The organism is Mycobacterium sp. E2327 (assembly GCF_001672675.1).
Classification (GTDB): domain Bacteria; phylum Actinomycetota; class Actinomycetes; order Mycobacteriales; family Mycobacteriaceae; genus Mycobacterium.
The window spans coordinates 37,327-44,407 of the sequence record NZ_LZKE01000051.1 but is presented as its reverse complement, the minus strand read 5'-3'; the positions used below and the strand labels follow the sequence as shown (position 1 = coordinate 44,407).

Sequence of the window (7,081 nt, the reverse complement as noted above, 5' to 3'; positions counted from 1 at the left end):
AGCCGCTCGATGATCAGCTTCCCGCAAACAGGTCATAAACCCGTTCAACGGCAGCCCAATCAAGACCCATTAGTGTGAGCTGACGGCTTTGGGTGTGAGCTGGCGGCGGGATTCTGGCGATTCTCCCGCCGCCCATGCCCACGCAAAGCCGACGATTCACACCCGAGCCGACTAGCCCAGGACCAGCGAGTCGCCGTCCGGGCTGACGTTGACGGGCACCACGTCGCCGTCGTGCACGTCGCCCGCCAGCAGCATCTTGGCCAGCTGGTCGCCGATCGCCTGCTGGACGAGCCGGCGCAACGGCCGGGCCCCGTAGACGGGGTCAAACCCGCGCTGCGCCAGCCACTTCTTGGCCGGCAGCGACACCTCCAGCTGCAGCCGCCGTTGCGCCAACCGCTTGCCCAGCTGCTGAAGCTGGATGTCGACGATCTGCACCAGCTCTTCGGGGTTGAGCCCGTCGAAGATCAGCACGTCGTCGAGGCGGTTGATGAACTCCGGCTTGAACGCCGAGCGCACCGCGGCCATCACCTGCTCCTCGCTGCCGCCCGACCCGAGGTTGGACGTCAGGATGAGGATGGTGTTGCGGAAGTCGACCGTGCGGCCCTGCCCGTCGGTGAGCCGGCCCTCGTCGAGGACCTGCAGCAGCACGTCGAACACGTCCGGGTGCGCCTTTTCGATCTCGTCGAACAGCACCACGGTGTAGGGGCGCCGGCGCACCGCCTCGGTCAGCTGACCGCCCTGGTCGTAACCGATGTAGCCGGGGGGCGCGCCGACCAGCCGCGCGACGGAATGCTTCTCGCCGTACTCGCTCATGTCGATGCGGACCATGGCCCGGTCGTCGTCGAACAGGAAGTCGGCCAGCGCCTTGGCCAGCTCGGTCTTGCCGACACCGGTGGGGCCCAGGAACATGAACGAACCGGTGGGCCGGTTGGGGTCGGCGACCCCGGCGCGGCTGCGCCGCACCGCGTCGGACACGGCCTGCACGGCCTTGCGCTGCCCGACGACCCGCTTGCCCAGCTCGTCTTCCATCCGCAGCAGCTTGGCGGTCTCGCCCTCGAGCATCCGCCCGGCGGGAATGCCGGTCCACGCCGACACCACGTCGGCGATGTCGTCGGGCCCGACCTCCTCCTTGAGCATCACGTTCTCGCGGGCCTCGGCCTGCGGCAGCGCGGCGTCGAGCTTCTTCTCGACCTCGGGGATGCGCCCGTAGCGCAGCTCGGCGGCCTTGGCCAGGTCGCCGTCGCGCTCGGCGCGCTCCGACTCCCCGCGCAACGCCTCCAGCTGTTCCTTCAGCTCGCGGACGACGTCGATCGCGTTCTTCTCGTTCTGCCACCGGGTGGTCAGCTCGGCCAGCTTTTCCTTCTGGTCGGCCAGCTCGGCGCGCAGCTTCTCCAGCCGCTCCTTGGAGGCCTCGTCTTCCTCTTTCTCCAGCGCCATCTCCTCGATCTCGAGGCGGCGCACCAGGCGCTCGACCTCGTCGATCTCGACGGGCCTCGAGTCGATCTCCATCTTCAGCCGGCTGGCGGCCTCGTCGACGAGGTCGATGGCCTTGTCCGGCAGGAACCGCGCGGTGATGTAGCGGTCGCTCAAGGTGGCCGCGGCCACCAGCGCGGAGTCGGTGATGCGCACGCCGTGGTGCACCTCGTAGCGGTCCTTCAGGCCGCGCAGGATGCCCACGGTGTCCTCGACCGACGGCTCGCCGACGAACACCTGCTGGAAGCGGCGCTCCAGCGCGGCGTCCTTCTCGATGTACTTGCGGTACTCGTCGAGCGTGGTGGCGCCGACCAGGCGCAGCTCGCCGCGGGCCAGCATCGGCTTGATCATGTTGCCGGCGTCCATCGCGCCCTCGCCGGTCGCGCCGGCGCCCACGATGGTGTGCAGCTCGTCGATGAACGTGATGATCTGCCCGGCGGAGTTCTTGATGTCGTCGAGCACGGCCTTGAGCCGCTCCTCGAACTCGCCGCGGTACTTGGCGCCGGCCACCATCGACCCGAGGTCCAGAGCGATGACGGTCTTGTCGCGCAGGCTCTCCGGCACGTCGCCCGCGACGATGCGCTGGGCCAGGCCCTCGACGATCGCGGTCTTGCCGACGCCGGGCTCACCGATGAGCACCGGGTTGTTCTTGGTACGACGGCTCAAAACCTGCACGACGCGGCGGATCTCGTTGTCGCGCCCGATGACCGGGTCGAGCTTGCCCTCACGGGCCCGTGCGGTCAGGTCGGTCGAGTACTTCTCCAGCGCCTGGTAGGTGGCCTCGGGGTCGGCGCTGGTGACCCGCGCGCTGCCGCGGACCTTGACGAACGCCTCCCGCAACGCCTGCGGGGACGCGCCGTGGCCGGTTAGCAGCTTGGCGACGTCGGAGTCGCCGGTGGCCAGCCCCACCATCAGGTGCTCGGTCGAGACGAACTCGTCGTCCATCTCGGTGGCGAGGTGCTGGGCGGTGGTGATGGCGGCCAGCGATTCGCGCGAGAGCTGCGGCTGCGAGCTGGCGCCGCTGGCCTGGGGCAGCTGGTCCAGGATCCGCTGCGCCTCGGCGCGGATGCTGGCGGGCTCGACGCCGACGGCCTCCAGCAGCGGCGCGGCGATCCCGTCGTTCTGGGTCAGCAGCGCCAACAGCAGGTGGGCGGGCCGGATCTCCGGATTGCCGGCGGCCGAGGCCGCCTGCAGGGCCGAGGTCAGGGCCGCCTGCGTCTTGGTGGTCGGGTTAAAAGAATCCACGACTATCTCCGTTGTGGGTCAGAAAGGGCTGCATGAAAATGCTTGTCGTGATGTTCAACGCCGTCAAGGTTGAGTGTGTTCCGCTCAAGTCTACAAAATTTCCTTGACGCCTAGAATCGGGGCCCGTGAGCCTGGAGGACCGCGACGCGTTGCGGGTGCTGCGCGACGCCTTCGCCTCGGGCGATTCGCGCTCCGACGAACTCGTCCGCAGGTTCTATACCCACTGGTTCGGCCTCGACGTCTCGGTGCGCGACCTTTTCCCGCCCGAGATGGACGCCCAGCGGGCCGCGTTCGCCCACGCCCTGCACTGGGTGTACGGGGAGCTGGTGGAGCAGCGCGCAGCCGAGCCGGTGGCGTTCCTCGCCCAGCTCGGCCGGGATCACCGCAAATTCGGCGTGCTGCCGGCGCATTACGGCACGCTGCGTCGCGCGCTGCACGCGACGCTTCGCGACCACCTCGGCGACGCGTGGACCGATTCCGTCGCGGCGACCGCCGATCAGTCGCTCAACCTGATCACCGGCGTGATGAGCGGTGCCGCCGACGCCGACGACGCACCAGCCTGGACGGACGGCACGGTCATCGAGCACATCCGAGTCTCGCGCGACCTGGCCGTCGTGCGTCTGCAACTCGACCGCCCGTTGGACTACTTCCCGGGGCAATACGTCGACGTCCATGTCCCGCAATGCCCGCGCCGGTGGCGCTACCTGAGCCCCGCGATCCCGGCCGACCCGGGTGGCGGCATCGAGTTCCACGTCCGACAGGTCCCCGGCGGCCTGGTCAGCACCGCGGTGGTCAACGAAACGCGGCCCGGCGACCGGTGGCGACTGTCCAGTCCGCACGGCGGCCTGCGGGTCGACCGGGACGGCGAAGACGTGCTGATGGTGGCGGGCAGCACCGGGTTGGCGCCGCTGCGCGCGCTGATCATGGACCTGTCCCGCTATGCGGTGAACCCGCGGGTGCACCTCTTCTTCGGCGCCCGCTACCGCTGCGAGCTCTACGACCTGCCCACGCTGTGGCAGGTCGCCCAGCACAATCCGTGGCTGTCCGTCTCGCCGGTCTCGGAGTACAGCCGCGACCCGGCGTGGGCGGCCGACTACCCCGACGTCACGCCGCCGCGCGGGCTGCACGTGCACCAGACCGGCCGCCTGCCCGACGTGGTGACCAAATACGGCGGCTGGGGCGACCGGCAGATCCTGATCTGCGGCGGACCGGATATGGTTCGTGCGACCAAGGCCGCCCTGATCGCCAAAGGCGCGCCGCCCGAACGCATTCAGCACGACCCACTGTCCAGGTGAACCGAGGTAAGCCATGCGCATCGTCACCCTGACCGACCCGTCATCGCCGGTGGCGGCGCAGTTCGTGCCGGAGGCCGGCATGATCGGCACGTCGCTGACCGACGCGGGCACCGAGCTGCTCGGTCAGCGGCGTGGCCTGCAGGCCTACGTCGAGGCGGGCAAGACGATGGGCATCCCGATCCTGTATCCGTGGGCAAATCGATTGGGCGGCAACACCTACACGGCCGAGGACGTGACGGTGGCGCTGACGCCCGGGGAGAACGGGGTTCGTGCCGATCCCAACGGGTTGCCCATCCACGGCACGCTGGCGGCCTACCCGGGCTGGCGGGTGACGGCGGAGTCGGACAACGAGCTGGCCGCGGAGGTCGATTTCGGCGCCGACCCGCGGTTGCTGGCCAGCTTCCCGTATCCGCACGTGCTCTCGGTGGCGGTGCGGCTGGCCGACCGGGCGCTCACGGTGCGCACCACCGTCACCGCGAGCGGCGACACGGCGGTTCCGCTGTGCTTCGGCTTCCATCCCTACCTGCGCCTGCCGGACGTTGCGCGCGGCGACTGGATCATCGAAACGCCGCCGCTGCGGCACCTGCGGCTCGACGAGCGGGGGCTGCCCACCGGCGAGTCCGAATCCGAGCCGGCCCGCGAAGAACCCCTGGGCGACAAGGCTTTTGACGATGCCTACGACCAGGTCGGCCAGGGCGCGGTGTTCGCGGTGTCCGGCGGCGGCCGCCGCCTGGAGGTGCACTTCGAGCGGGGATATCCGGTGACGCAGATCTTCGCCCCACTCGCCGAAGAGGTCGTGTGCTTCGAGCCGATGACCGCGCCGACGGACGCGCTGCGCCGTGGCGGTTACTCGAGCGCGCGCCCGGGCGCGCCGGCGGTTACGCAGTTCTCGATTCGGTTGTGAGCGAACGGCTTTCACCACCGCAGCATGGGGAAGGGCCGGCGCGGGTGCCCGGCGGCGTAGCGGCTCAGACCCTTCGCGAGGAACGCGTGGAAGCCACAATACGGCAGCTCGGCGACCACGGAGCGAATCTCGGAGCGCCCGACCCCGTTACGGAGCAGGCCGCGGCTCACGTCGATACGGTCGGCGATCCGAAAGGCCTCGGCCATGAGTTCGTGCGATGGCCGCAGCCGGTGGTGTTCGACGATCAGCGTGCGCACGTCGGCGACGTTGTCGATGCCGAATTCTTCGGCGTGCGCGGCGGCCAGCTCGGCCGAGGGCCCGAGGTAGTCGAACGTGCCCGCGGTCCAGATGCCGAGATCGTGTGCGGCCCATGCCAGAACGGCGAAGTCGGGGACGGGACCGGCGAGCAGCTGTTGGTGATAGTTCATTCCGCGGTAGACGTGATTGCGGTAGGTCGGCAGTTGCGCACCCAGCTCGCGTTGGTATCGATGCAGCAGGGTCTCGACGATCGGGTGAACGGTGATCACTTCCATGCCGCGACCAGTCATGTGAGCGCTAGCGCGGCTTTCGCGGCTGCCACACCACCAGCGCGGTGCTCTTCGGCACCACCGCGATGTCGCGGCGCTGTCCGGCGCGCACCTGCGCCAGCTCCTCGGTGAGCTCCTTCACGCGTGACTGCAGCGCCTCCACCTGGTTGGTCAGCTCGATGATGCGCTTGATGCCGGCCAGGTTGACGCCCTCGTCCTGCGACAGCCGCTGCACCTCGCGCAGCAGGTCCACGTCGTGCTCCGAATAGCGGCGTCCCCCACCGGAAGTGCGCCTCGGGCTGACCAGCCCGAGGCGGTCATAGGTGCGCAGGGTCTGGGCGTGCATGCCGGCCAGTTCGGCGGCCACCGAGATCAGGAAGGTCCGGGCCTCCTCCTTGGGATTCCGTGAGCCTCTGGCCATCAGCGGTTACCTGCCCATCCCGCCCGCGGGTTGAAACCACTGGACTGCTCGGCGGCCGCGTAGGCCTCCAGCGCCTCCTGGGCGGCGCCCTCCAAGTTCGGCGGCACGGACACCTTCACGGTGACCAGCAGGTCGCCGTTGCCGCCGCCGCGCTTGGGCACACCGCGGCCGCGCACCCGCAGGATCCGGCCGTCGGCGGTGCCCTTGGGCACCCGCACGCCGACCTTGCCGTCCAGCGTGGGAACCGAAAGCGTTGAGCCCAAAGCCAACTCGCTGAAGCTGACCGGCACGGTCACGGTGAGGTCGTCGCCGTCCCGGCCGAACACCTTGTCCGGCCGCACATGCACGGTCACGTACAGGTCGCCCGACGGCGCGCCGCGCAGCCCGGCCTCGCCCTGCCCGGGCAGCCGGATCCGTTGCCCGTCCTCGACACCGGGCGGGATCCGCACGTTGATGGTGCGCGTGCGGGTCGTCACGCCGGTGCCTTTGCACTCGTCGCACGGGTGCTCGATGATCGACCCGCTGCCCCGGCAATCGGTGCAGGGCTCGGAGAAGCCGAACGCGCCCTGGTTGCGGTTGATCACGCCCGAGCCGTTGCAGCTGGGGCACACCTTCGGGCTGGTGCCCGGGCGCGCGCCGCTGCCATGGCAATTCGTGCACGGCGCCGGGCTGGTCAGCCGCAGCGGCATCGCGACGCCCTTGGCCGCCTCGACGAAATCGAGCTCGGTCTCGGTCTCCAGATCGTTGCCGCGCCGCGGCCGGCTTGGCCGGGGACTGGCGCCGCGTCCGAACAAGCCGCCGAACAGGTCGCCGATGTTGGCGCCGCCGCTTCGGCCGGCGGCATCGAACAGGTCGCTGAGGTTGAACTCCGCGCCGTCACCGCCGACGTTGAAGCTGAAGCCGCTGCCACCGTCGAACCTGCGGCCGCCGAAACCGCCGCCCGCGAACAGGCGGCGGGTCTCGTCGTACTCCTTGCGCTTCGCCGGATCCGACAACACGTTGTGCGCCTCCGAAACCGCCTTGAACCGTTCGCCGGCGGCCGGGTTGTCGGGGTTCGCATCCGGGTGCAGGTCGCGCGCCAGCTTGCGATAGGCGCGCTTGATCTCTTCCGGGCTGGCGTCAGAGGAGACGCCCAGCTCCTTGTAGAAGTCCTTTTCGACCCATTCACGCTGGGCCATGCCGCGTCACCCCCTCACCTTTCTCTATCTACTTGTCG

General features: G+C 69.5%; 6 protein-coding genes. 2 read left to right on the top strand and 4 right to left on the bottom strand.

Annotation, left to right across the window (positions count from 1 at the left end; all coding sequences use genetic code 11):
- Positions 1–171 precede the first annotated feature (171 nt).
- A complete protein-coding gene (gene clpB, locus A5712_RS06520; protein WP_068102690.1) occupies positions 172–2,718 on the bottom strand; it encodes an ATP-dependent chaperone ClpB in 2,547 nt (848 codons plus the stop codon).
- A gap of 125 nt (positions 2,719–2,843) precedes the next feature.
- Between clpB and A5712_RS06515 the strand changes: the two genes are divergently transcribed.
- Both A5712_RS06515 and A5712_RS06510 read left to right on the top strand, forming a co-directional pair.
- Complete coding sequence (locus tag A5712_RS06515; RefSeq protein ID WP_068102688.1) at positions 2,844–4,013, top strand: FAD-binding oxidoreductase; 1,170 nt, start codon at positions 2,844–2,846, stop codon at positions 4,011–4,013.
- A 13-nt stretch (positions 4,014–4,026) separates the two neighbouring features.
- Positions 4,027–4,917, top strand: coding sequence for an aldose 1-epimerase (locus A5712_RS06510; protein ID WP_068102686.1), 891 nt, complete (start codon positions 4,027–4,029; stop codon positions 4,915–4,917).
- An 11-nt stretch (positions 4,918–4,928) separates the two neighbouring features.
- Here the strand turns inward: A5712_RS06510 and A5712_RS06505 are convergent, their stop codons facing one another.
- From A5712_RS06505 to dnaJ, 3 genes are read right to left on the bottom strand one after another with little or no spacing between them, the layout of a single operon-like run.
- Complete coding sequence (locus A5712_RS06505) at positions 4,929–5,465, bottom strand: hypothetical protein (RefSeq protein ID WP_231982008.1); 537 nt, start codon at positions 5,463–5,465, stop codon at positions 4,929–4,931.
- A gap of 7 nt (positions 5,466–5,472) precedes the next feature.
- A complete protein-coding gene (locus A5712_RS06500; protein ID WP_068102682.1) occupies positions 5,473–5,865 on the bottom strand; it encodes a heat shock protein transcriptional repressor HspR in 393 nt (130 codons plus the stop codon).
- Positions 5,865–7,043: a molecular chaperone DnaJ gene (dnaJ, locus tag A5712_RS06495; protein WP_068102680.1), complete on the bottom strand. Its 1,179-nt coding sequence runs from the start codon at positions 7,041–7,043 to the stop codon at positions 5,865–5,867. Before dnaJ ends, A5712_RS06500 begins: the two co-directional genes overlap by 1 nt.
- Positions 7,044–7,081 lie beyond the last annotated feature (38 nt).

Excerpts from the sequence above, each read along its gene's own strand:
- A5712_RS06510 (WP_068102686.1), top strand. The coding sequence starts at position 4,027 with ATGCGCATCGTCACCCTGACCGACCCGTCATCGCCGGTGGCGGCGCAG.
- A5712_RS06505 (WP_231982008.1), bottom strand. The coding sequence starts at position 5,465 with ATGACTGGTCGCGGCATGGAAGTGATCACCGTTCACCCGATCGTCGAG.
- A5712_RS06500 (WP_068102682.1), bottom strand. The coding sequence starts at position 5,865 with ATGGCCAGAGGCTCACGGAATCCCAAGGAGGAGGCCCGGACCTTCCTG.
- dnaJ (WP_068102680.1), bottom strand. The coding sequence starts at position 7,043 with ATGGCCCAGCGTGAATGGGTCGAAAAGGACTTCTACAAGGAGCTGGGC.